Below are 21,464 nucleotides of genomic sequence, written 5' to 3' on the forward strand. Positions count from 1 at the left end.
CGAACGGGTGTAACGGGTCTCTGGGGTGGCGAATCCTCCTCAGGTCGCCGGACCGACTTGGAGGACCGGCAGGTAGCGCCAGACGCGGTCGGCCGGGTCCTGGCCGATGATCTCGCCATGCGCTTCGGTCCAGGCGTGGGCACCGCGAGGCAAGCCGGTGGCGCCGAGGACCCAGCGCACCCGGCGGCCGGTGAGCGCCCCGGTCAGGAACGCAGCCAGCGACTCCTCCAGACAGGCCACCCGGCCCGGCCACCAGCGGGCCGCCCGACGCACCGCGTGGTGCGCGGCCTGCGCCTGGGCGACGGTGGCCGGCCGGGCGGGCAGTGCGGAGGCACACCGGGCGGCGGCGACGCTGTAGCGGATCGGCAGACGCAGCAGCACCAGCGCGGCCGCCAGCGCGAGCGGCGCGGCCAGGCGCAGGCCCGCACCGGTGCGGGTCGGGGAAGCGAAGTGCACCGTCGGCACGGCGTCGCCCGCCTCGGTGGGGCGCTGCGCCGGGCCGAGGAGGTCCGCCTGCCCGAGGGCTGCCAGCACTGCCGAGAGGTCGGCCCGCACCTGCTCGGGGTCCGCGCCGCGCCGCTGCCAGTGGTCGGTGAGCTGGTCGATAGCCTGCTCGGCTGGCACCCCATCGGTGACGGCCCGCCACAGCTCGGCGCCGATCGGATCGAGGAAGCGCCAACGGCCGGCGCCGCGGCGGGTGTCCATCAGCGCGACGCCCCAGGCGCTGGTGCAGGCGTGGACCGCGCCGGCCGGTGTCACCATGACGTGATCTCCTCGTACTCCTCGTTCGGCTCCCACCAGGTGTCGCGGGAAGTCGGGACGGTGGCGAGCCACAGCTCTGTGGCGATGAGGTAGTGCAGGCAAGCCAGCGCGGCCGGCTCCCCGCGCAGCGCGGCCTCCAACGCGGTGCGAGCCTGGCGCGGGTCGATCAGCCCGGCCCCGGCCAGCAGCGAGGTGCCCACCAGCGCACGAATGACCGGGGCGTTGGCGCGCATCCCGGTGGCCACCGTGCGGGTCATCGCGGTCTTGGTGCGGCGTCCCAGCAGGTAGCCGGGGACGCGGCCGGTGAACGCGGCCCGCGCGAGCGGCTTGAAGTCGCGCGGGATGCGCCGCTGCCAGCCGGGCACGCCGTGGCAGGCATCCACCACCAGGGTGTCGAGGAAGGGGGCGTGGATGGGCACCTGCCACAGCTGGCGGGCGATCTGGTCGTAGGTGGCGTGCTCCTCGCCCATCCGCTCCAGGAACAGCCGCTCGTGCAGCTGCGCCGGGGTCGGGCTGGTGCCGGTGGGCACGGTGAGCAGTCCGGCGACCTGGGCGCGGCCCTCGCGGGTCAGCCACCCGGCGGCCGGCAGTGTGCCGCACCAGGACAGCGACTCCCACGGCGCCAGGAGCTGACTGCGGTCCAGCGGTTCCCGACCGGCGATCGTCGTGGCGAGTTGGTCGAGCGCCCGGCCGTACGGGGTGCGCAGCGTGGTGCGGGCCTGGCGCAGCACAGGGGCGAGGGAGCAGCGGCGGTCTCGGGCGAAGTCGGCGAGGCGGCGGCCGGCCTCGACGCGGTGGCCGGTGCGGTAGAGATCGAGCAGGGAGGCGGGGACGGCGTCCAGAACGTCGTCCCCGCCGCGGCCGGTCAGGTGCGTGCCGCTCTCCCAGGCGCGGACCGGGGCGAGCTGGGCGCCCTTGACGGCCAGCAGGCCCAGCGTCAGCGACGGGCTGTCGGTGACCGGCAGCGGTCCGGCCAGGCCGTCGAACTGGCGGACCCGCGCGGTGTCGCCGTGGACGATCCGGTGGGTGATCGAGGGGTATTCGGCGGCGAGTCGGCGGGCGTACACGCCGTCGTCCTCGTCCTGCATGTGCCGGTCGGTGTAGGTGACGGCGAGCAGGTCGGTGAACTGCGCGGCCAGCGCCGTCAAGGTCGAGGAGTCGATCCCTCCCGACAGGTCGGCCGTCAGCCGGCCGGGCAGCGCGGCACGGCGCTCGACCGCCGCAGTCAGGCGCTCCTCCAGAAGCCCGGCGCCGGCGGGGAAGTCCAGCGGCCCCGGGGCGGGCAGCGGCTCGGTGCGCGGCGCCCGGCCGGGCTCCAGGACGAGCGCCCGGCCTGGCGGCACCCGGTGCACACCGGTGAAGCAGGAGTGCTCGCCGAGCAGGTCGGCGCCGCGGACGGTGAATGCGGCCAGCAGCCGCGCGAAGTCCGGTTCGGCCTGCCGGTAGGCCGCCAGCGCGAGCGCCGAGGTGGACCACAGCACGGTGCCGCCGTCCAGCACCCAGTGCACCACCACCGTGGCGGCCCGGTCGCCGGCGATGTGGACCCGCTCACCGTCGCGGACCACGGTCAGGTAGCTGCCGGGCAGGCAGGCCGCGCGGTGCCAGCGGCCGGCAGCGGCCTGCTCCAGGGCCTCGCTGCGCTCGGCGTCGGTGGCCAGGCAGCAGCCGGCGGTCACCAGCTCGACCCGACCGTCCGGGGCGGTATCGGCGGAGGTCTCCCACCCCTCGTAGCCCACCGCCCACACCGCCCCCAGTGCACGGGTAACGGGGAGCTGGAGGCTGCCGCGCGGCTTCCAGCCAACCTGCGCGGGGTCCTGTTGCCCGGTGTCGAAGGCCCCCGTCACGTAGCGCATCACGGCCATGCCGTGCCCTCCCTCGGCTTGGTGGGTATGAAACGAGCGGGGGCCCGCACCCGCCGCATAGCGCGCGGCAGGTGCGGGCCCCCGCCGCAGGTGTTACTGGAAGTACTGGGTGTCGTCGGCCTGGTTGAAGCTGGCCGAGCCGAGGGTGACCTCGACGACGGTGCCCAGCTCGTCCAGGGCCGGGGCGACGTACTCGACAGCGTTCTCGATCACGATGTCCATCTCTGCCTCCAGGGGATTGCCGTGTCCGGCTCGGTGGCCGGCTGAGAACGAGATTGCCGTCAACTTCCCTCATCGAAAAGACGTTTGGTGTCACTCTGCTGTCATACGGTCTACTGGTTGTGATGTCGTTCGGTGAAGTGCTCTCATGGTCGGATGGCTGATCCAGGAGGGGAACGCCTGCGGGCGGCCCGAGAGATGTACAGCTGGAGCGGTGCGGACCTGGCGAGCCGGATGAGAGAAGCAGCCATCCGACATGATCGGAGGTCAGGAACCACTCGACAGCTCATATCTGACTGGGAATTGGACAAGAAGCGACCCAATTGGGAGTCCCAGATCCTGCTGGCGGATGCGTTCGACGTCCCCGAGGCTATGTTGGTGACGCACCCATGGCCGACCTGGCTGCCCGACCCCGATGCGGAAGAGGCGAGCGTGTCACTCAACCGACGGAACTTCATTGTCACCGGGATGGCCGCCGCCCTGCCGGCGCTAGCTGCCACTCCGGCCTCCGCCACCGGACGCCCCGCGCTGGTCGGCACTGAGACCGTGCAATACCTGCAGACCGCTGTACTGCCTCTGACCACCATGCCGACCGTCGAACGTCAGCACGTGGTTCCGCTGCTCGACTCCAGCCTCGCCACCGTCACCGGTCTGCTGCAGAACGCCCGCTACGACACCCGTACCGGCGTGAGGCTGAACCAGCTCGCCGCACAGCTGGCGCAGACATGCGGCTGGACTCGCTTCGACATCGGGCAGCAGGAGCAGGCCGGCGCTCTGTGGAACCAGGCACTCGCCCACGCCAAGGCTGCCGGTGACCGCGACATGATCAGCAGCGTCATCGCCGACTTCGCCTACCAGGGGCTCTGGACCGACAACGCCGGGGAATCCGTGCGCCTGCTCGAAGGTGCGCTCGCCCGGCCCCTGCACGCGACGGTGCGCTCCCTCCTGCACCTGCGCAAGGCCCGGGCCCACGCAGCCCTCGGCGAAGCCGCTTCCAGCCGGCACCACCTGGCCAAGTCCGAAACCGAACTCGCCCGCACCAGCGTCGGGGAGCCTCCGAACTGGGCAGCGTGGATGAGCGAAGCGGACGTCGAGATCGACGGCGGCCGGTGCCTGATCGACCTCGGCGAGCAGGCACCGGGCATGAAACGCATCGACCGCGGCCTGTCTCTGCTCACCAAGCCGCGCTCGAAGACGTACGCCATCTTCCAGACCTACCGGGCCGAAGCCCTGGTACACGAAGGCCAGGTAGAGGAAGCCGCAGCTGTGCTGTCCAGCGCGCTCGGGACAGCACGACAGATCGGCGCGACGAGGTGCATCGACCAAGTCGCCCAGATCAGCGACAGGCTGCGCGGCCACCTGGCCGTGAACGGCGTCGAGGAACTCCTGTCGGATGTGAACGCCGCCCGGGCCGCCTGACATAGCGGGAGCAGTTCGGGCCGTCCAGCATGCTGCACCTGACCGGCGCGGACAGCAGACGACGACCCGGCTGTGCAGGGCGAAGCCGGAGGGGGCCGCCACATGCGGGACGGCCCCCTCGAGCCACGCTGGCGTACCGGTCGAAATCAGTCGGCAGGCGGTGCACTCCGCTACGAAGCCGGACGTCGGCCTTCGTGATCAACCTCTCGGCCGGGGGCCGGGTCGGCAGGGCGCCCGGGGCGGCCGGTGGGCAGCGAGTCGACCCCGATCAGCCGCAGGGCCGGGAGCCGGCGCCCGCCCGCTTCGGTGAGCTGGAGGAGGGTCCACTCACGCCAGACAGCGGCGCGGGCGAGCAGACCGTTGTGCCCCAGCTCCACCGCGTTCGCCATCTCCCAGGGGGTGGCCAAATAGGCGGTGGTGAGCTTCGATCCACCGGGCAAGGCGGCACGCACGAGCTGGGCCGGGTTCGGGCCGCCTGGAGCGTGCACCTCCGTGCGCCAGCCTCCCTCGTACAGCGCGGTGGTGGAGACGTAGCACCGCGGGTCGCCGCCGGTTTCGGCGGTCAGGGTCGGCCGGTCCGCGAGGTCGGCCAGCAAGAGCACGGGGAGCCCGGTACGGGTCACCAGGGTCCAGGCGAGATCGCCCACGGCCGCCAAGGGTTCGGTGGTCATCGTGCAGCCGCCTTGACGTCGGTCGCGGACTCCCAGCCCCACGGGAAAGCCGGCAGGGTGAGCACGGTGGCGAGCCGCCGATCGGCCTCGGACTGGAGCTCGGGCTCGGAGCGAGCAGCCTCCGCCAAGTACAGCCACGCGCTGATCGCGAAGATCGGCGTGAGTATGCGGTAGGTGCGGCCGTCGTCGTGCTCGGTGACGTCGGCACCGTAGCCGGCGACGAACTCCTCGAACTCGCTGCCGGGCATGCCGAAGGCATCGCGCCTCCAGGCGAACACGGCCTGGTCCCACAGCGCGGGTCCGACCTCCGTCAGCTCGAAGTCGATCAACGCGGGGCCGCGCTGGGTCAAGAGGCAGTTCGTGAACCCGGGGTCGCCGTGGATCACGCTGGGGTCGGGCCAGGGCACGGACCGCCAGGCCACACGGGCGTCGGCCAGCAGTCCCCGCACGTGGACCTCCTGGTCGTGGGACAGCGTGTTCGGCGGCAGCTCCATGACGCGGCGGGCCAGCCTCGTCACCGGGTCGAACCTCGGAAGGCCCAGACGGAGCGGCACGTCCAGGCGGTGCAGTCGCCTCATGACGTCAGCGAGGACGGCCATGCTCGGCCGACGGTCGCCGAGGTCCTCGGTGTACGTCACGTGGAGGTAGTAGCGGCCTCCGGAGTACGGGGCCGGGAAAGCCGAGTTGCCGACCGCCCGCGGGGCCAGGATGCCGTTGCGCCGCAACCACAACGCGATCCGCGCGTCGCGGAAGGCCGTCGCGGACTCGGTACCCGGACGCCAGACCTTCGCGACGGCACCGCTCTTGGGCAGGCGCCAGGTATGGTGCGGGCCCTCCTGGAGGAGAACGGCTTCTCGCGGATCGAGGCCTTGACGCCAAGCGGTCGTGACGACGGCAGTACAGCTTTCTGCGGGGGTCAACATGCACCTTCTGACACGGGTGGATGGCGAATTCGTGGTTGGGGGTCGGCGGCGTCTTCGCCGGCTGAACTGCTGGGGTCAGAGCGTGACTCCGAGCCGCTCGGCGACGTCGACGACGTGACTCAGATCGGACGGGCTTCCCCCGTACATCCGACGGGAGAAGCGCAGCAGCTCGGCGGCCTGCTCCAGCTGGCCCTGTGCGCCGGCGAGTTCGGCTGACCACAGCAGCACTCGCCCCTGCCACAGGTGGGCCTTCTCGGTGACGAAGTGGTTCATCGCCTGGCCGAGCGCGGTGTCGGCGGGACCGAACGATCCCCGAAGGGCGAGGATGCGGCCCTCCCACGCACGGGCCCTGCCAGCGTTCAGGCCGTCACCGGCGGCGCTCAGTTCCTGGTAGGCGTCGCGCAGGTGGCCGAGCGCGGTGTCATCATCGCCGAGCGCATGAACGGAGACTGCGAGGGCCACCCTGGTGACGCCGGTGTCACGAACGTTGTCCAGCCGGGAGCGCCGGTTCAACGCCTCGGTCAGGTAGCCGTGCGCGATTCCCGGGTCGCCGGAATCGTGGGTCGCGACGCCAAGGCCGTGCAGGTGTTGCGCCAGGCCGACTGCGTCCTCGTCCTCGTCGGCGAGCGCGAAGGCTGCGCCACAGTCCTCGATGGCGCCGCCGTAGTCGCCCGTGGAGCGTCGCACGGTGGCGCGGGCACCGAAGAGCTCACGCAGCACGAATCGGTCGCCGGGGCTGGGTGCGGCCTGTACGACGCGCTGAGCGGCGGGGATTGCGATCTCGTACGTCCACAGCCACAACGCATACGGGCGCTGGCGCAGCAGCCAGGGCCACCAGGCTTGGGCAAGGTGCGCGGTGACGTCGTCGAGCCCGTGGGCGTCGGCTGTCTCCAACGCAGTGCGCAAGTAGGAGTCGCATCGCGAGAACCAGGCCAGCGCCGCCTGCTTGTCGGCAAGGGCAGCTCGATGGGCCGGCGGGTGGCGCAGGTGCGGCTCGACGGCTCGGCGGAAGGGGTGCAGGGAGCGGGAGGCCGCGTGGGATTCGGCCAGCAGCCAGTCCAGGGCGCGGCGACGGATCGTGCCGACCTGGTCGACGCCCTCCACCTGGCGGCCCAGGGCGGCGGCGTGGCGGCGCCCGCCTGCGGTGGTGAAGGCGTAGTGCTCGCCGTCGTCGGACGGGCGGATCAGCCCGGCCTCCGTGAGGGAGGCCAGGTGGCCGATGGTGGCCGACGGGTCGACGCCAGCGGCCGCGCCCGCCATGCCGCCGTCGATCCGGGCGCCGGGCAGCGGCAACGCCCCGAGGGCCCGGTAGACGCGGCTGGTCTCCGGGGCAAGGGCCTGGTAGGTCTGGGCGAGGGCTGCGGTCACGATGGTCTCCAACGGTGCGGCCGGTGTGGTCCGGAGGGTGAGGGGATGCCCGGCAGCAAGGTGGGCGCCGGTCAGGGCGAGCGCGAGCGGCACACCGCGGCAGGCGTCGGCGAGGGTCGCGAGGTCGGACGTGGCACCCGCTGCTCCGGCGGTGTCCGCGAGGAGCTGGTGGGCGGCATCCGGTGGTAGCGGGCCGAGGGCTTGGTGAAGGGCGCCGTCGGCGAGCAGGCCGGCCAGCGGACGGCGGGAGGTGATGACGACGAGCGACCCGTCGGCGGGCAGCAGCGCCCGCACCTGGTCGTCGTCGGCCGCGTTGTCCAGCAGAACCGCCACCGGCCGGGAGGCGGTGAGCGTGCGCAGCAGAGCGGCGGCTTCCTCCGGGTCGGTGGGCGGCTGGGTGATGCCCAGGGCTCGCAGCCAGCGGGCGGTGACGTCACCAGGATGCGCGGGGCTGGCGGTGGTGTGGGCGCCCAGGTCCGCGAAGAGCTGCCCGCCGGGCGGATGGCCGCGTTCGTGGAGGGCGTGCAGAGCGAGGGTGGTTTTGCCGATGCCCGCCGGACCGGTCAGCAGGACCGGGATCGGGTCGTCACGGCCCAGGATCTTGGCGAGGGCGGCGGTGTGGTCGTGGCGGTCGACCAAGGGCCGCCGGCGCGGGAGTTGGCGCGGCACCGGAGGCGGAGGCGGAGGCGGAGTGTGCAGGGTGACGCCGCCGTGGATGGTGTGGGCCTGCACGGCCGCCCCGAGTACGGTGCCTCCGTCGATCGAGTTGCTGATCACCCCAAGGACTCCCAGGGGCGACCGCCGCCTGGGGCGCAGTCGGCCACCCCTGCGGTGTGGGTGGCGATCTCGTCCAGGCACACGATCATCACGCACACCCGGCGCACGAGGTCGAGCGCCGCGCGGTGTTGACCGCGCCCCAGTGCGTGGTCGGCTTCCTCAAGCTTGCCGGCCAGTACGGCCAGCAGCACCGGGCGCGGTCCGTTGCCGTCCGTACGGCGCAGCCGGCGCGCGGTGTTCTCCATGACCTCCACCAGCCGTTCCACCGACGGGTCTCCCGGGCACGGACCGCCCAGGCGCGGCAGTTCGGCCGCGATGCGGTCGAGCGCATCGTCCAGGGGCAGAAGCGGCACACCGTCCGCGAACGGGACGCCTCGCAACTTCGGTCCGGCCCACAGCCGAAGGACCTCGAAGCACGGACCGTCGGTCATCGTTGGTGCTCTCCCAGGGTCAGTGAGGGGAAGGGGATCGGTGGCTCGATGGCCGGCCCCGGTGGTGTCCCGCCGCCGGCCACGCGACCGTGCAGCGGTCGGCGGCGGGAGGTTCACAGGCTGGTCCGTCAGCCGGCCACGGGATTCGGGTGACCACGACGCACCCTGCGCAGGGCGACGGCCAGGTCCTCGTGGCGGGTGAGCCTGCCGCTGCCGTCGGGGGAAACCAGCCACTGCCGCTGTCCCATTCGCCGTGGGCCCGGCGGCGGCATCAGCAGCGAGGGCGGCTCGCCATCGTCGGCAGGTTCGATGAGCAGCGCCGTGTCGTTCATCTGCCAGGTCAGGCCCGGCCGCACCGGCACCAGCCAGAAACTGACCTGTTCGCCGTGGTCGTACAGCACCGGTCCGAGCGGCACCCCGCTGGTGTGCAGTTCCGCGACCACCGCGCTGGTCCGGGCGGCTCCGGCCACCTGGATCGCGTCGAAGCGGCAGGACAGCTGCACCTTCGCGAGACCGGTGCCCCGCCACTCGTCGGCGATCGTCTGCGGGTTGCTGCTCACGCCCGCGAGCCAGTACCTGCCCGGCAGATACGGCGCGGCCCAGGCACTCATGACGACCACTTTCCTTCCAACGTCCTTGTTCTCAGCTGAAGTTGCCCGGCCATCCCCCCGGGGGTGGATGCTGGGACGGCCGGGCAGCCGCCTTCACCGGATTGCGGGATCCGGCGAAGGCGGCGCGGGCGCCGGGGCCGACCATCGCTGGCTGGCCCCGCTGCACGGCCCACCGGCGGGGATTCGGGCCGTGACTGCCCCGACAGAACGGCATGGACCCGCCTGGCCTGCCGACGGGCAGCGCCGGAGGCCAGGCGGGAGTCGATCAACAGACCCAGCACATGAGCCAGACGCGGGCGCCAGCTACGCGGCGGCGCGCGACCGGCCCCGCCGGATCGTGACGTGCAGCCTGGCCATCCGATGGGCGAGAGCAACAACCTTCGGGTGCCTCACGGGAGGCATGAAGGGCTCCGGCTGCACTTCCGCCGTCACGGCGGTGGCTCGGCCGAAGGTCCCCAGCAGTTCCACATCGAGTTCGAACCACACGCACCAGCCGACAGGCCAGCCATCGGCGTCAAGGCGCTGGTACCACCCGACGTCATCCACATAGCCTGCGACGACGGTGATTCCGCGGCCGCCCGTCGCGTCCAGGTCCTCGGCGCGACTGCCCATCTCGGGCACCGTCCGGCGCGGGTCCGTGACGGTGATCCGCAGCCGGCGCCGCCGGGTGTCGATGTCGCCGTCGACGAGCAAGTCGGTCTTTTCGTCCGCGTGTTCACGGCCGAACTTCAGTGCGTTGGTGACGACCTCCGACGAGGCGACGAGCAACGCGTAGGCCCGGTCGTCGTCGAGGGCGACGCCGTCCAGCACCCTCACCCGATCGCGGATCAGGTTACGGAGGGCGCCCGCCGCAGCGGTTCTCAGCGGGGTCTTGATCTGTAAGACGCGGTGCATGGCAGATCCTCACAGGCCGTACGAGCGGGGTTCGGCTGGGGGGTGGAATCCGGCAGCGGCCCAGGTGGGCTGGCGCGGTGCTAACAGAGCGCCCGGCGTGGGGCAGGGCGCGGCAAGAGCAACACATCACCGGGAGTGTGACTCATGCCACGAACGGTGAGTGCGCTGCTACAGTCTCGCACCCAGGACAAAAATGCAACAGGTGTCGCCACCGTCAATTGACGGTCATAGACTGCTGACGGTCGCCGCCCGAGGCCCCAGACTTGACGGAGGCTCAGTGAAAGCTGATAGGGGTGTGACATGGACGAAGAGGCCATGACTGAAGAGCAGGACGAACGCCCCGCCGGCGTGCCGTTCCTCCGGCACCTCCTCGGCGGTCGACTCCGCCGGATCCGCGAACGGCACAAGCTCTCCCGTGAACAGCTCGGGGATGCCCTTGGCCTGTCGGCCGCGATCGTCCGTCGACTGGAGACCGGCCGGAACATCATCAAGGTCCACGACGTCAATTCGTGGGTCGCGGAATTCAACCTCGACCAGGCCACTGCCGACTCGCTCAGGGCGATGGCCCGGGAGAGCAAGGAGCACGGCTGGTGGTCGGCGCTCGACGTTCACCCATCGTTCGGCGCCCTCGTCGAGGCCGAGAGGCTTTCCAGGCTCATCAAGAACTGGGAGCCGAACATCATCCCCGGCCTGTTGCAGACCGCGGCCTACACCGAGGCGGTCATCGCCAGCGCCCGTTTCCGGTGGAAGGAGGACACTCCACTTCCGCTCGACATAGCTCTTGAGCGTGCCGAACTGCGCAAGCAGGTCCTGTTCGGAGAGAACCCGCCGAAGGCGTGGTGCATTCTCGGCGAGGCCGCACTGCGGATGCTCATCGGCGACGCCGCCCTGATGCGCGCCCAGGTCGAGCACCTGATCGAGGTGTGCGCGCTGGACAACATCACGCTCCAGGTCCTCACGGACAGCTCCGGCTACCACGTGGGAACCACCGGACCGTTCGCCGTCTACCAGTTCAGCGACCTGCCGGGCGACGGCGTGGCCTACGTCGAGCAGGACCTGACATTCAAGGACCAACCGGCGAAGCTGGCTCGTCACAGCCGCCAGTTCGAGCTGCTGATGTCCCAGGCCCTCGACCCCCAAGCGTCGCGGTCATACTTGCAGGAAACCCTGACCAAAGGTGCGAGTTGGGGACAACCGAGAGGATGACCATGCACGACGGCACGACCCTCGACCAGGGGGGCTACGGCTGGGCCAAGTCCAGCTACAGCAGCAGCGAGAACGGCAACTGCGTCGAGGTCGGAGTGACCCCGCTCGGGACCATCCCGGTGCGCGACACCAAGCAGCACCGGCGCGGCCCGGTCCTGGAGTTCACGGCCTCGGCCTTCCAGGACTTCCTCGACGCCGTCAAGGCTGGCGAGTTCCCGGTCCAGCCGTAGGACGGACGGATGGGTGGACCCTGGCGAAAGAGCCGCCGGGGTCCACCCATCCTCTTGCATACCACCTGGACACGACATTGAACGCGTGCGGCCCAAGTAACAATTTCGGCGAGACCGCCCGAATCGTCAAATGACTCATGGTCCCCCGGCGGACGACGGGCTCCTACACCAGCGCGTCAGGGCGGACATCGGGGCGCGGGCCGAAGGAACGACTGCAGCGCGGATGTGAGATCGGGTGCTCCGCCGCTTCGTCCACAGATCGGAGCGTCCGGGCGGCCTTGTCGACGTCCTGGTGCGACGTCCAGCCGCAGTCGGCTCCGTCGAAAACCTCGACCACCTGCACCCCGACTTCGCGGGCGCGGTTCAGCGTGCCGGCGTTGTACGCGACCCCGGACTTCGCGAGCGTCGCCGCTTCGGCCCAGGATCTCACCGGCACGCGCGCTCCGTCGCGGTAGACCACGTAGCTGAGCTGGTGGTCGGCGGTGAGCTGGTCGGCCAAGGCGCGTGCCGCCTGGCGGGCGGTGACGTTGCCGGCCGCGAGCTGTGGAAGTTCGCGCCGAGCGGCAACGCGGGCCGCACGGTAGAACTGCTCGGCCATCCGGCCAGCTTCTTGCGAGCGCCTCAGGAAGTCGCCGTAGCTGTCCGCCGCCAGGGACTGGATCGCGTCGCGATGGAGCAGCGTCCAGGTGAACCGGCCTCCCGCCACCGCTGCGCCCTGCTCGTACAGGTACGGCAGCTGCCGCTGGACGAACGCCTGCGCTTCGCTGTCCACAGACCTGTGGAAGTCGGCGATCGCCGCCTGGAACTCGGCCAGCGTGGCGATCACGTACGGGGCTCGCCAGTTCTCGGCGAAAGCCTGGAGAACTGCGGCTTGCCGGTCGGCGAGCCGCTGCCACGTCTCCTCCAGGACGGCCGCGACGCGCCGGGCGACCTCGTCGGCGTCCCCAGGTACGAGCGGGGGCCACGGGTAGGCCACGAGGTCACCGCCTACGGTTCGCGGGCCGAAGCGGCGCGGTGGCGAGGAAGGAGGCAGCGTCGGCGGGAGCATCGTCGGGGGCCTGGCCGTGCTGGACGGCGGTGATGTGGCGCTCCAGGCCCGTGAGGTTTCCCGTGTTGTCCATGGTGACCACGCCGTCGACGGTGAGGCGCAGCGGGTCGGCGAGCAGCTGGGCCCGGCGCTCTGCCAGAACCTCCAAGGCGACTGCGCGAGCGGACCTGAGGCGGACGTACCGGGCCGCCAGGTCTGCCTGATCGGTGCTCGGGCCGAGTTGGGCAAGCAGCCACGCCAGGGCGCTACTGTCCACGTTGAGCTCCAGGAAGAAGAACCGGCGCCCGCGGGGCGGGCGCCGGTCGGCGGTCAGACGGCGGTACTGCGCTTCCGAGAACGGCCGGCCACCTCGGGCTCCAGCTCGGGCTCGGGCTCGGGCTCGGGCTCGGGCACCGGCACGGTGGCCGGCCCCTCCGGGCCTTCCGACTCCATGCCGCTCTCCTCCTCGAACGTGGGCAGCTCCCCGCCCTCCCACGCAGCGGGGTTGGTGATCAGCACGGCCACCTCCGCCTCCGGTTCCGTCCCCGGTTCCAGAACTAGGCGTTCGTGGCTCACCGGGTGCTCGATGTGCACCGCGGCGGCAAGGCGACGGCCGCCCATCACAGCACCGTCGCGCACACGTAGGCGTCCGGGGAGTAGAACACCGGCATCGCAACAGCGTGGCCGGCGGTCCAGATCTGGACCGGATCGTCCTGGGCGCCTCGGGTGATCACGATGCCCGGGGCGTCCTCCCGAACGATCTGCGGGTTCGAGCCCCGGGACAGCGCGAGTGCCTGCGCGGTCGTGCCGTACTGGGTCTGCCCGAACCGCTCGCGGTTCGGGGGCAGGAGAATCCAGCGGTTCTCCGGCAGGACCCGGGTGGCGACGTCGTCCACGTCGATCTGCACGTCGTAGGTGACGATCGGCGGCAGGCCGTACCGGGCACGCACGGACGCGACCTCCGGCGGGCTCAGCTCAGCGGTCGGCGTGGTGGAGCCCACGACCGACCCGTAGTACGCGGCTCGGTACGCAGCGTTGGCCGCGAAGTAGGACTGCGCCTTGAAGGACGTGAGGACCATCTCCGGGAGCGGCCTGCCGGTGGAACGCAGCAGCTCGATCCAGCGCCGCTCGTCGGCCAGCGGGTCCGACGTCGGATCGGACCAGGGCTTGGGAGCCACCGGCAGGTTCGCGGCCGGCACCTGGAAGTCCGCCTCGGTCACCATCCCGTTCTCGTTGATGGTGAACCGGCCGTCCACCAGGAGATCGCCGGCCGCGAGCTCCAGCCGGTCCTTGATCGAGCCGACGTGCTGCTCCACGTCGTCGTACATGTTCTCGATCAGCCGTTCCTGGTCGGCGCCGCGCGCCTGCTCCTGGAGGATGATCTCCTGCTCGTCCACGAGCAGCTTCTCCCCGAGGGGCGGGAACATGCCCTGCGTGACGGTCTGCGCGACCTTGCGGGTCGCGAACGGCACGCTCGCGGAGAACGCCCGGTACTTCGCGGCGTTCCGCCGGCGGCTCGTGGACTTGATCCGCCACATCACCTCGTTGACGTGGGTCTCGGCGAAGACAGACCTGGTCAGGAAGTAGTCCTCGGGGGTCTGGATCGCGCGTGCGAAGGTGGTCAGGTCGTTGACCGTGATGTCCTTCACGAGGTCCTGGATCGTCATGGGTCTCTCCTCTCAGACGAAGCGGATCTGGGCGCCGGTGCTGGTCGGCGTCACCTTGGTCGGGTCGATGCCTCCAGGCACCCGAGCGGCGCGCACGACGCCGTGCCACAGCAGAGACACCGGAACTCGCGTGGCGGTCGGGGCGAAGAGCGCCTCGGCGTTCACGACGCCGGCGAGGACCTGGCGGCCATCGGCAGCCGTCGGGTCGAAGACGCCGTACAGCCCGCTGGCGGTGATCCGGCCGACCGGCACGCCGGACAGGACCCGGCTGTAGGGCTGCCGGGTGTCCGTTGACGCCTGGTAGTGGACGTTGGCGGTGAACTTGGTGATGTCGAGCGTCACGGTCTCGGTCGAGTCGGTACCGTGCAGGCCGACGAGCCAGGGCTTGTCGGCGGTCAGCGTCGTGCTCGACGTGATCGGCTGGATGGTCAAGCGGGACCCCTCCTTCGGGAACGCTTGAGAGCGGTGTCTCGCACTCACCGAGTGGTGGCGCCGTCCACGAGGAGGGGCGTGGTCCCGGAAGCCGGTTTGCTGCTGGGGCAGCGGCTCAGGCGGGCGGCTGGACGTGGCCGCGTCGCCGGGCCATCGCCAGTCCGGCGTTCACGCCCGCCGGGGCCTGGCCCCGCTGCGGCGGCCCGCCCGCCGGGGAACCGCTCGGCGCCGGCGGAGGAGCGACCGGAGCAGCGGGGCCGAAGAGCTCCGGGCGCCGCGCCTTCAGCGCCTCCGCGGCGTCGGCAACGGCCTGCTGGTCCGCATCGTCCGCGACGTCGAGAAGCCGTGCAGCATCCGAGAGGTTGTCCCCGACCGCGCCGAGCCGGGCCAGCGCGGTGTGCCGCTCGGCCGCGCGCAGCCGCTCGAACGCCGCCTGCTCCCGCTGCTCCGCCGCCCGCTCCCGCTGCTCCGCCGCCTGCTCCCGACGCTCGACCTCGGACAGCGCGGCCTGCTGCGCCGTGCGCTGGGACTCGACCCATGCGGTCAGCGCCGGCACGTCGGCGAAGCCGAGGTCGCCGGCCAGCTTCTTGATGGCGGACCGTTCCCCCTGGCTCTTCTCCCTAGCCAGGAGACGCGACAGGGTGTCCTGCGTGATGACGGAGCTGCCGGGGTCCACGGTCGGCGGCTGCGGAGGAGTCGACGGCTCGGTGCCGGGCTGGTGAGCGGGGGCAGTCATACGGATTCCTCCGGAGCAGCGCCCCCGCGCCGTTGATCAGTGTAGTCACACCTCGTCAACCGCAACCATGAGCATCTGACTCAGTCGCTGGCGGGCCCGACCGGCACCTCGTCGATGGACCCGGAACGAGGATCGACGTGGGTTTCGATCGGCAACTCCCGATGCGGCACAGTGAAGGGCTCCGTCTCCGGGTGGTACCGCTGGAGCATCGCGACGGCGAACCCCACGCTGTTCATGTCCGTGCTCCGGCCGCTCCGCAGGCCCCGAAGTACCTTCCGGAGGTACTCCACCAGGATGCCCTTCGACTCCGGGCGCGCCCATGCACGGTCCCGGGCTTCGTAGAGCTGCTCCGTCGTGATGCTCCCCGGCTTGCGGCGCTGCTTCTGGTTGTGATTGCAGCACAGCACGACAGCGTTGCCCAGGTTATTGAACTCCGCCTCCGACCAGTCAGCCCGCTTCGTCCACTGCTGCGGAACCGCAGCCCGGATTGGTGCCTGATCGACAATGTGCCCGTAGTCGAGCATGTCCGGGTCGTCCACAAGGCAATCCGTGATCACGCAGCGGTTCTCGCAGGCCGCGAGCACCGCCGCGCGCATCTCCGGCGGGACCGTCTTGTGCCCGTCCCTGAACGGCGGGAGTGCCGGCCACTCGGCGTCGGGGCCGAGCACCCGTGCAAAGACCTCGACTCCGGGGTACTGCTGCTCAACCTCAGCGATCAGCTGCCGGAGCAGCCCGTAGACGACCGGCCAGCTCATCTCCGTCGGCATCGGCATACGCCCTACCTCCCCCAGCGCCTCGCCGTCCGACCACTCCGCCGTGGCCAACAACTGCGCCGGGTCCGACGGATCCTGGAAGGTCCGGATTTGAACCGTCCGAACTCGCTGCCGCACCACAGTTCCTCCTGACTGCCCTGACCTCTCATCAGGCTACCGTCGGCACCCGACTGGCCGCCCCGCCCGACCTTCTACGTTCACCTCCCCGAGTCGCCCGGCCGCGGCACCCTCGGGATCTCGACCGACACCTCACCGAGCCCGAGGAAGTGACGCACCGCAGTGTTGTCGCCGGTGGCGTCAGCGAGCCGGGCAGCCGCCTCGAACGCCCGGGCCTGGATCCGCCCGACCTCCTCCGACGCGTCCTCGACGGGGTACCCGGCGTCCATCAGCATCCGCACGGCCGTCTCCAGCGAGAGCACCCCGTTGGTGTACCCCTTGACCACCTCGTCGAGGACGCCCGCCCGGTCCGTCGGCGTGTGGGGCCCCCAGACGATCCGCGCCGACAACGTCTCCCCCGCTGGCCAGCCGTCGGCCTGGCCCGCCTGGAAGAGGCGCTGCGTCATCTTCATCAACAACCGGTACTTGTGCGCGCGGGCCAGACGCATCGAGGAGACGAGCGAATCGAGCGGGCCGAGCGCCAGTTGAAGGGTGTAGCCCGACGGGACACTCGACGGGTCGAGCGTGCCGAGGCCGGCGGCCGTGATCCGCGACGCAGAGGCGATCCGGTCCATCAGATGATCGCTGCGGGCCCGCAACTCGGCCAGCTGCGGGGAAGTGTCGAGGGCGTCCATTCGGCCGCTCTCGCCGAGCTGCCACACGGCGCCGGCGCGCACCTCCACCGGAATGGGCTGCCCAGTGGCGCGGTCGCGCGGCAACTGCGCACCAGCGAGGCCGATGATCGGCGTGCCGGTCACCGCGCTCGCGGACGAGCCGTCGGAGTCCGTGGCCGCCAGCTCGTCCAGCCCCTGGAGCACCTTGGCGAGGATGGACTGTCCCCACTGGTCTCCTGAGTGCGGGATCGTGTTGCTCAAGTGGATCACCGGGATGAAGTCGATCCGCAGATCCAGCCGGTCGAGCACCACGCCGTCCGGCCTCGTCCGGTAGCGCGCCTTCCCGATCGGCAGGTTGTAGACCGTCTCGCCTCGGCGGAGGTCGTCGAGTTGCCACTCCGCATCGGTCAGGTAGCACGTCACCTCGGACAGCCGCTCCGGCTCCCACGGGTACCGCCGGGCCGGGCGTCCGGCGTCGAGCTCGTCGCCGAGCGCCGCCCGGAGCGCCGAACCGTCCTCCTCCCCGGCAGGCTCGATGCCCCCGATCTCCCACGTGATCCGGCGGACCTTCGCCTTCACTCCCCGCGCCGGGTTCTCCGGGATCTCCCACGCCAGGTGGACCCGGTTCGGGAACTCGGTGTCCGGCTCGTCCGGCCATTCCGGGAAGTAGAAGCCCGGGTCGTAACTCCGCACAGTGGGACGCGCCTTGGCCGCATCCCAGGCGAGCACGTAGACGCCGTCGCCACTGAGGACGGCGGTGCGCTCCGTCTGCTGCATCCGCAGAGGCAGCAGTTCGTCCTCGGCCCACTGCCGGAGCCGGCCCTGTGCAGCCGCCGCCTCGACTGCGCCTTCGGGCGGATTCTCATCGTCGGCATGCTCGGCACCGACCACAACGACGTGCTGCTCGCTGCCGAGGAGGTAGCCGAGCGCGACCTCCACGAGCTTCGACGCGTCGCCGAGTTCACGGCGCTCCAGCGCGGCGTCGTCCCCTGTGGCCGCCGCAAGCTGGCCGGCCTGGTTCGAGTCGTAGGCGGCGAGCAGCTTGTACGCGGCCAACCGCCGAAGGTCTTCCTCGGGCAGCCACGTAGCGGCTAGCTCCGGGAACACCCCGCTTCCCGGGCGCCGGGTGTTCATCGGCGCCTTGTAGTTCAGCCAGCTCCAGCCGTCGATCAAGATCGAGCGCAGGCCCACAGTGCACTCCAGGCAGTCGGCCCCACGCCGCTGCCAGACTACCGGCCGCCGACCGATCGACGGCTACGGCTGCAGCGCCTGGAAGACGCAGCCCGCCTCGAAGGCGTTCCGGTCCAACGCGCCCTGCTGGTCCGGGCGCAACTTCGCCCACTCCGCTGCGCACAGCTCCCGAGACCGGACCTCGCCCCGCTGAACGATGGCCAGCTGAGCAAGGCGGCCAGCCGCCGTGGACTCCTGCTGCCAGCGGTCCCACTCCGGCGTACCTGGCTCCGGCACGGCCGCCGCCGGTTCACTCTCCGGCCAGATCAGCCACGCTGCGCCACCGCCGACAGCCAACACCCCTGCCACCGCCGCGGCTACGAACCGCCCCCTCAGCTTCATGACCGGACGCTACCAGCGGCCGGCTTCCGGTCGCTGGGCAAGGCCGACGGGGGCGTGCGACAGCGCAGGATCCCACAGCGGATATCGGTTATTCACAGGATTCATCAAACTCGCAACGCGAGACCGCAAATCTCCCTAGCCTCGCGACTGCGGTGACGGCCTGTCACTTCACTCTCCCGTTGGCGCATTCACGAGGACGAGAGGGGGTGATAAGCATGGCCAAGTTCAAGGCGATCATGACTGCCATGGTCAGGAAGTTGCGAACGCCACCGTGGTCCGACCGAGGCAACCAGGGGTTCGTGCACCTGGTCCGCCTGGCGCAGTTCGCAGCTGCCCTGGCAACCATCGCGGCCCACTACCACTGGTGACCTCGGCCTCCGCCTACCCAGCGGGCACGGGGCGGCCCCTCGCGGGTCGCCCCGATCCACTCTCGATCAAACGACCGCGATGGATACGCCCACTACGTTAGCGACAAGCCCGAAGATGCGTGGGGAACTTGCAAACTTAGTGCATACGATGGCGATGGCGCCGCCTAATGCACTAAAGCATTCTCCCAGGTCAATGACACTCCGCTGGTCAACTCATTGATCAGTCGACCGATCAAAATCTTTATCAGCGAGCTCCTTTGGAGAGCCTTGAAGGAGGACCCAACGTGCCAGACAGGACCACCGTCGCGCTGAGGAGGCTGGCGCAGGCCAACCGGGACGTCGCCCGAGCCATGGCGAAGGACTTCCTCAATGGCACCAGCGCCAACGAGATCGCGCGGCGGGCTCGGAGCGCATTCAGCCGACCGATCGTCCTGGAGATGCTCAAAGCCGAACTGGCCACCCAAGAAGTCGCGGAGGCGTTGAACATGGCCGACCCCTTCTTCGGCAAGCTGGCAACATACGTCAACGTTGAGAACGCAGGCCGGTTCGTAACCGTCGCCGTCCCTGGAGTCGTGAACGCAAGCAACCGCCTCGGAGACGCGCTCACGATCCAGGTAGTCAAAACGATCACGGATACTGGACTCCGCCTTCGCCCGCTGGGGGGCTACCCCGCTGACACCGACCCGGCCTTCATCCTGCGTCGCGGCGAGGCCGTCGAGGTTCGGAAGACGTCTCTGTAGTCCTACTGAGCACTCAACCTACCGGCGCCCGGACAGCCGCTGGTCGTCGGCCTTCCGCGGTGGCGGCATGCTCGGATCGAGGAGGAGGTCCCACACGGCCCAGACCGACGAGTCCAGCAGATCGGGCGAGTCCTCCGTCTCCCCGAGGCCCACGAAGGTGGTCTGCTGCTCCTCCAGCTCCGCGAAGAGCCGGACCGGTCCGACGTGGTGCGCCCGCGCCTGCTCGTACACCTGGGCCACCGGCGCCGACCGGGCGCGCTTGCCGCGAGTCGCGTGCACGATCCGCCAGTTCACGGTCGAGTCGACCTCCATCAGCAGCGCCGGCAGGTAGTCGCCGCCGTTGTTCGCCTCGATGACGACGCAGTCCGCCTTGTGCTGGTGGTACAGCTCGGCCGCTCGTCGCATCGACGCCGTCGGGGTGTGGCGCCCCTGCTCGGCGTGCAGCAGGTAGGCGTGCGGTCGGCTGTCGCCGTACGTCGAGACGTTGGGGATGCCTCGGCCGGCGACGGTGAACGCGGTCTGGTCCGCGTTCTCGTGGCTCTTCGTCGCCGGGTCGATCGAGACGACAAGCCGGTCGAGCTCGGGCAGGTTCTCGGCGTGGAGGCGGAAGCCCTCGACCTCGAACATCCAACCCTTCCACAGGGCGCCTTCGACGTCTTCCAACAGCTCGCCGGACAGCTCCTGCCGGCCTTGCCGGGTGCCCGCGTACTCCTCTTCCAGTTCCTCCCGGGCGGCGGACGACAGGTTGGCGTCGTTCTCGCTCATGTGGCCCCGGGTGAGGACCACGCGCGGCTGGTCGCCGCCTTCGCGGTGCTTCTGCTCCTGGCGGCGGCCTCGCTCAACCAGCCGCTTGACGTGCGGCAGCGGCTTCGGCGTGGTGGAGATCAGCATCTGCGGGGAGTCCGCCTCGCGCAGGCAGAACCACGCCATGTCGTAGACCTCCTGCGCGGTGTTCCGCGACCAGGCGGCGTACTCGTCGCACCAGACTTTGTCGAACGCCCAGCCGCGCAGGTTGTCCGGCGTCTCGGCGCCGAAGCCCCGGATCACGGTGCCGTTGCGCAGCCGGATCGTGGTCTCGCCGAGGCTGGAGTTGTACTTCGCGATGTCCTCCGGCGGGATGATCGCCAGCAGCCCGGACTTCGGGGAGTCGAAGCAGATGTCCCGGACGAGCGTGGCGTTCTTGGCGATCACCGCGATCTGCAACCCGGGCGTCTTCGCCCACTCCCTGACCGCCTCGGCCGCGGTGCGGGTCTTGCCCCAGCCTCGGCCGGTGAGCAGCATCCACACCGTCCACGCCCACGCCGGCACATGCTGGGACGCGCGGGCGTGGTTGTGGAGCCAGCCCGGGTGCGGGAGGCCGTCGCAGTCCGGCCGGCCGCACGCCCAGCGGCGCCGGGACTCGTCATCGGCTCGGGCCAGGGCGGCGACCTCCGCCTGGAGCTGTCGGAGGCTCATCACGGCCGGGTTGGTGAGGGCTTCCACGCCGCGACGACGGGCCCAGCCGCTGGAGCGGGCGACCGGCTTCCGGCGGCGGGTCACGAGCTGTCCTCCTCGGCGGCGATGCGTCGTTCGAGCTCGCGGCGCAGCTGGTCCATGCGGGCTCGGCGTTCCTCGTCGGTGAGCTCTGCGGCATCCAGTGCGTCGGTGTCCGGCTGCTCCGGGAGAGCGGCGGGTTCCTCGCCGATGGCGCGGCGCTCAATGTCGGCGGCGACCTGGAAGTAGCGCAGCAGATCGCCGGGCGACAGCTCACGCGGGTCGAGGGTCTGGAGGCGGGCGACGGCCTTGGACAGGAACGCCTGGGCGAGCCGGGCGTGCCGGCGGGCGAGGTCGCGGCGGGCCTGGCGCTGCTCCGCGAGGAACAGCCGGTCCTGCTCCCGGTCCCAGGCGGAGGCCCGCAGGACCCAGGCGTACGAAGCCGACCAGCGGCCGACCAGGACCCTGGACTTGTCCAACTCTTGTGCAACCTTCGTGATACTGCGCGAAGGTCCCTGGTCGCGGTAGGTCTT

Annotated in this window: 25 protein-coding genes; 5 read left to right on the forward strand and 20 right to left on the reverse strand. The window is 70.7% G+C overall.

From position 1 onward, the window contains the following. Positions 1-39 precede the first annotated feature (39 nt). The 3 genes from OH807_RS18555 to OH807_RS18565 form a co-directional block, all read right to left on the reverse strand. Positions 40-762: a lasso peptide biosynthesis B2 protein gene (locus OH807_RS18555; protein ID WP_406200066.1), complete on the reverse strand. Its 723-nt coding sequence runs from the start codon at positions 760-762 to the stop codon at positions 40-42. Then, positions 756-2,624: an asparagine synthase-related protein gene (locus OH807_RS18560; RefSeq protein ID WP_406200068.1), complete on the reverse strand. Its 1,869-nt coding sequence runs from the start codon at positions 2,622-2,624 to the stop codon at positions 756-758. The genes OH807_RS18555 and OH807_RS18560 overlap by 7 nt, the downstream gene beginning before the upstream one ends. Before the next feature lie 93 nt (positions 2,625-2,717). Further along, on the reverse strand, positions 2,718-2,846 hold the full coding sequence (locus OH807_RS18565) for a lasso RiPP family leader peptide-containing protein (protein ID WP_406200070.1): 129 nt from the start codon (positions 2,844-2,846) through the stop codon (positions 2,718-2,720). 300 nt (positions 2,847-3,146) lie between these two features. Here OH807_RS18565 and OH807_RS18570 point away from each other — a divergent pair, with 300 nt between their 5' ends. Continuing rightward, positions 3,147-4,262 (forward strand): XRE family transcriptional regulator, encoded by a 1,116-nt coding sequence (locus tag OH807_RS18570; RefSeq protein WP_406200072.1) that lies wholly within the window; start codon positions 3,147-3,149, stop codon positions 4,260-4,262. 170 nt (positions 4,263-4,432) lie between these two features. Here OH807_RS18570 and OH807_RS18575 read toward each other — a convergent pair whose 3' ends face one another. The 6 genes from OH807_RS18575 to OH807_RS18600 form a co-directional block, all read right to left on the reverse strand. Next, complete coding sequence (locus OH807_RS18575) at positions 4,433-4,933, reverse strand: hypothetical protein (RefSeq protein ID WP_406200074.1); 501 nt, start codon at positions 4,931-4,933, stop codon at positions 4,433-4,435. Continuing rightward, the gene (locus OH807_RS18580; RefSeq protein WP_406200077.1) at positions 4,930-5,856 is read right to left on the reverse strand and encodes a phosphotransferase family protein; all 927 of its coding nucleotides are present in this window, start codon (positions 5,854-5,856) and stop codon (positions 4,930-4,932) included. The genes OH807_RS18575 and OH807_RS18580 overlap by 4 nt, the downstream gene beginning before the upstream one ends. A gap of 75 nt (positions 5,857-5,931) precedes the next feature. Next, positions 5,932-8,001 (reverse strand): NB-ARC domain-containing protein, encoded by a 2,070-nt coding sequence (locus OH807_RS18585; RefSeq protein ID WP_406200079.1) that lies wholly within the window; start codon positions 7,999-8,001, stop codon positions 5,932-5,934. Next, positions 7,998-8,432: a hypothetical protein gene (locus tag OH807_RS18590; protein ID WP_406200081.1), complete on the reverse strand. Its 435-nt coding sequence runs from the start codon at positions 8,430-8,432 to the stop codon at positions 7,998-8,000. The genes OH807_RS18585 and OH807_RS18590 overlap by 4 nt, the downstream gene beginning before the upstream one ends. 128 nt (positions 8,433-8,560) lie before the next feature. Continuing rightward, positions 8,561-9,043, reverse strand: a complete 483-nt coding sequence (locus tag OH807_RS18595) for a hypothetical protein (RefSeq protein WP_406200084.1) — start codon at positions 9,041-9,043, stop codon at positions 8,561-8,563. 303 nt (positions 9,044-9,346) lie between these two features. Further along, entirely contained in the window at positions 9,347-9,937 is a 591-nt protein-coding gene (locus tag OH807_RS18600; RefSeq protein ID WP_406200086.1) for an ATP-binding protein, read from the reverse strand. Between the two features lie 315 nt (positions 9,938-10,252). Here OH807_RS18600 and OH807_RS18605 point away from each other — a divergent pair, with 315 nt between their 5' ends. Together OH807_RS18605 and OH807_RS18610 are read left to right on the forward strand one after the other, a co-directional pair. Beyond that, the gene (locus OH807_RS18605; RefSeq protein WP_406200088.1) at positions 10,253-11,143 is read left to right on the forward strand and encodes a helix-turn-helix domain-containing protein; all 891 of its coding nucleotides are present in this window, start codon (positions 10,253-10,255) and stop codon (positions 11,141-11,143) included. Next, on the forward strand, positions 11,140-11,373 hold the full coding sequence (locus OH807_RS18610) for a DUF397 domain-containing protein (RefSeq protein ID WP_406200091.1): 234 nt from the start codon (positions 11,140-11,142) through the stop codon (positions 11,371-11,373). Before OH807_RS18605 ends, OH807_RS18610 begins: the two co-directional genes overlap by 4 nt. A 163-nt stretch (positions 11,374-11,536) precedes the next feature. Here the strand turns inward: OH807_RS18610 and OH807_RS18615 are convergent, their stop codons facing one another. The 9 genes from OH807_RS18615 to OH807_RS18655 all read right to left on the reverse strand — a co-directional run bounded on the left by OH807_RS18615 (position 11,537) and on the right by OH807_RS18655 (position 18,350). Beyond that, positions 11,537-12,349, reverse strand: coding sequence for a hypothetical protein (locus OH807_RS18615; protein WP_406200093.1), 813 nt, complete (start codon positions 12,347-12,349; stop codon positions 11,537-11,539). 4 nt (positions 12,350-12,353) lie between these two features. Further along, the gene (locus OH807_RS18620; protein WP_406200095.1) at positions 12,354-12,569 is read right to left on the reverse strand and encodes a hypothetical protein; all 216 of its coding nucleotides are present in this window, start codon (positions 12,567-12,569) and stop codon (positions 12,354-12,356) included. A 161-nt stretch (positions 12,570-12,730) separates the two neighbouring features. Beyond that, positions 12,731-13,021: a hypothetical protein gene (locus tag OH807_RS18625; RefSeq protein WP_406200097.1), complete on the reverse strand. Its 291-nt coding sequence runs from the start codon at positions 13,019-13,021 to the stop codon at positions 12,731-12,733. Continuing rightward, positions 13,021-14,067 carry a major capsid protein gene (locus OH807_RS18630; protein ID WP_406200099.1) on the reverse strand — a complete coding sequence of 349 codons (1,047 nt, stop codon included), beginning with the start codon at positions 14,065-14,067 and terminating at the stop codon, positions 13,021-13,023. The genes OH807_RS18625 and OH807_RS18630 overlap by 1 nt, the downstream gene beginning before the upstream one ends. A gap of 12 nt (positions 14,068-14,079) precedes the next feature. Then, on the reverse strand, positions 14,080-14,499 hold the full coding sequence (locus tag OH807_RS18635) for a head decoration protein (protein WP_406200101.1): 420 nt from the start codon (positions 14,497-14,499) through the stop codon (positions 14,080-14,082). Between the two features lie 115 nt (positions 14,500-14,614). Continuing rightward, positions 14,615-15,235, reverse strand: a complete 621-nt coding sequence (locus OH807_RS18640; RefSeq protein WP_406200103.1) for a hypothetical protein — start codon at positions 15,233-15,235, stop codon at positions 14,615-14,617. A gap of 80 nt (positions 15,236-15,315) precedes the next feature. Next, positions 15,316-16,128 carry a hypothetical protein gene (locus OH807_RS18645; protein WP_406200105.1) on the reverse strand — a complete coding sequence of 271 codons (813 nt, stop codon included), beginning with the start codon at positions 16,126-16,128 and terminating at the stop codon, positions 15,316-15,318. Between the two features lie 77 nt (positions 16,129-16,205). Next, positions 16,206-17,969 (reverse strand): hypothetical protein, encoded by a 1,764-nt coding sequence (locus OH807_RS18650; RefSeq protein ID WP_406200108.1) that lies wholly within the window; start codon positions 17,967-17,969, stop codon positions 16,206-16,208. Positions 17,970-18,032: 63 nt separating this feature from the next. Then, positions 18,033-18,350, reverse strand: a complete 318-nt coding sequence (locus OH807_RS18655) for a hypothetical protein (RefSeq protein ID WP_406200110.1) — start codon at positions 18,348-18,350, stop codon at positions 18,033-18,035. A gap of 215 nt (positions 18,351-18,565) precedes the next feature. On the opposite strand from OH807_RS18655, the gene OH807_RS18660 reads away from it, so the two are divergent. Together OH807_RS18660 and OH807_RS18665 are read left to right on the forward strand one after the other, a co-directional pair. Continuing rightward, complete coding sequence (locus OH807_RS18660) at positions 18,566-18,718, forward strand: hypothetical protein (protein ID WP_406200112.1); 153 nt, start codon at positions 18,566-18,568, stop codon at positions 18,716-18,718. 284 nt (positions 18,719-19,002) lie between these two features. Continuing rightward, positions 19,003-19,458: a hypothetical protein gene (locus OH807_RS18665; RefSeq protein ID WP_406200115.1), complete on the forward strand. Its 456-nt coding sequence runs from the start codon at positions 19,003-19,005 to the stop codon at positions 19,456-19,458. Positions 19,459-19,476: 18 nt separating this feature from the next. Here the strand turns inward: OH807_RS18665 and OH807_RS18670 are convergent, their stop codons facing one another. Continuing rightward, positions 19,477-20,997: a terminase large subunit domain-containing protein gene (locus tag OH807_RS18670; RefSeq protein WP_406200118.1), complete on the reverse strand. Its 1,521-nt coding sequence runs from the start codon at positions 20,995-20,997 to the stop codon at positions 19,477-19,479. Beyond that, positions 20,994-21,410, reverse strand: a complete 417-nt coding sequence (locus OH807_RS18675; RefSeq protein ID WP_406200121.1) for a hypothetical protein — start codon at positions 21,408-21,410, stop codon at positions 20,994-20,996. Before OH807_RS18675 ends, OH807_RS18670 begins: the two co-directional genes overlap by 4 nt. Between the last annotated feature and the right edge of the window lie 54 nt (positions 21,411-21,464).

This window comes from Kitasatospora sp. NBC_01560 (genome assembly GCF_045208415.1).
Lineage (GTDB): Bacteria > Actinomycetota > Actinomycetes > Streptomycetales > Streptomycetaceae > Kitasatospora.